The sequence below is a fragment of the Allobosea sp. 05T439 genome, from assembly GCF_056396005.1.
The window spans coordinates 1-1,658 of record NZ_JBFTKP010000110.1 but is presented as its reverse complement, the minus strand read 5'-3'; the positions used below and the strand labels follow the sequence as shown (position 1 = coordinate 1,658).

1 protein-coding gene and 1 pseudogene are annotated in these 1,658 nt (G+C 63.3%); one reads left to right on the top strand and one right to left on the bottom strand.

Annotation, left to right across the window (positions count from 1 at the left end; translation table 11 throughout):
- The coding region (locus tag AC1DIO_RS35255) for a hypothetical protein (RefSeq protein WP_476854939.1) at positions 1-195 on the bottom strand (195 nt) is incomplete at its 3' end.
- Here AC1DIO_RS35255 and AC1DIO_RS35250 point away from each other — a divergent pair.
- A pseudogene (locus tag AC1DIO_RS35250) lies at positions 143-1,406 on the top strand (IS110 family RNA-guided transposase); the annotation flags it as partial. The gene AC1DIO_RS35255 and the pseudogene AC1DIO_RS35250 sit on opposite strands and share 53 nt — an antisense overlap.
- Positions 1,407-1,658 lie beyond the last annotated feature (252 nt).

Sequence of the window (1,658 nt, the reverse complement as noted above, 5' to 3'; positions counted from 1 at the left end):
TAGCACATTGGGAAGAGGCTCGACCGTTGCCTGACGGCGCGCGAAGCCTTGCGTAGCGCAGCGCGCCGTCACGGCGGTCATGGCCGGCCAGAAGGTCTCTAAAGTGAGGTTGTCGAGACAACACTTTGGAGCGAGGCCAACCATGACCAAGCGCTTTTCTACTCCCACCGGCGCCGTGCTGGTAGCGATCGACATGTCCAAGCACCGCCAGGAGGTGCTGATCGAACGGCCAGAAGGCGGTCGACGCCGGCGGATGACCGTGATGGCGACCAAGCAGGACTACGACCGCCTGGCTGCGGACCTTGCCGCGATCGGGCGGCCGATCCTTGTCGGCTTCGAGGCGACCGGCAACTACCATCGCACGCTCGCCTATCGGCTTCTGACGGCAGGCTTCGAGCTGCGGCTGATCTCCTCGGTCGCGCTCGCCCGGACGCGGGAGGCGCTACACAACGGTTGGGACAAGAACGATCCCAAGGACGCCCAGGTCATCCTGCACATGCTGCGGATCGGTGCCACGCAGGCCTATGTCGACCCGTTGGCCGCCGGCATCAACGATCTCCAGGAGTTGTCGAAGACGCACGAGACGATTTCGAAGGCCAAGACGCAGACCTGGCACCGCATCCTGACGCATTACCTACCGCTGTACTTTCCGGAGATCGGCCGCTTCGCCGGCAATAGCCGCTCGGATTGGTTCCTGGCACTGATCGAGCGCTTCCCGACGCCCGGCAGCATCATCGCACTGGAACGGGAAGCGTTCGTGGCCGAGGCCTGGCCTCTGGTCGGCCGCAAAGTCTCCAAGGCTCGGCTGATCAACGATATCTACGAGACGGCTTGCTCATCGATTGCGTTGCCCGTGCCGGAGGAAAGCGCGGCGATCACGATGTTCCGGATGATTATTGCCCAGGCTCGGGGCCTGATCCGGGAGCGCAACCGGATCGAGGAGATCGCGCAGGTCACGTTGGCCGATCATCACGATTACCAGTTGCTGCGGCGGATCCCGGGAATCGGACCGATCAACGCTCTGACAATCCTGGCCGAAGCCGGAGACCTGCGGCGGTTCGGCCATCACCGCCAGTTCCTGAAGTTCTGCGGCCTCGACCTCGCTGCCTGCCAATCCGGCACGTTCCGCGGTCGGACCAAGCTGTCGAAGTACGGCAATGCCCGGCTGCGCCGAACGTTCTGGATGGCAGCGCAGGTCGCCGCGCGCCAATGTGACAACAGCTTCCGCGACAAGCTTGGTCGCTATGTTGCCGGTCACGTGGACGATGCCGATCGCCGTCGCAAGGCGATGACCGCGCTTACCGCCAAGATGGCGCGGGTGGCGCATGCCGTCGTCAAGACGGGAACAGAATACCGGCCGTTCCTGGAACGGTCGGATGCCAGGTGGAAGGACCCCTCTCTGCAAGTGCCGTGAGGGCGCCAAAGGCGACCCTGTAGATAATGTTCGGGCCTTCCACCTGGGTGCGTATCTCGTCTTGAGGACGGTGAGGACCACGGCCGCGTCAATGCCGCTGGATCCTGTGTTTGCTATGGCTGGGAGCGATCCCGTTGACGGTGGAAACCATCTGGATCAGCTTACTGCTGACGTCGGCGATCTGCCGGCGCGATGAGACCTGTTGGCCAAAGCCCAAAGCTGCTTCCCGACATAGGACGTTGTC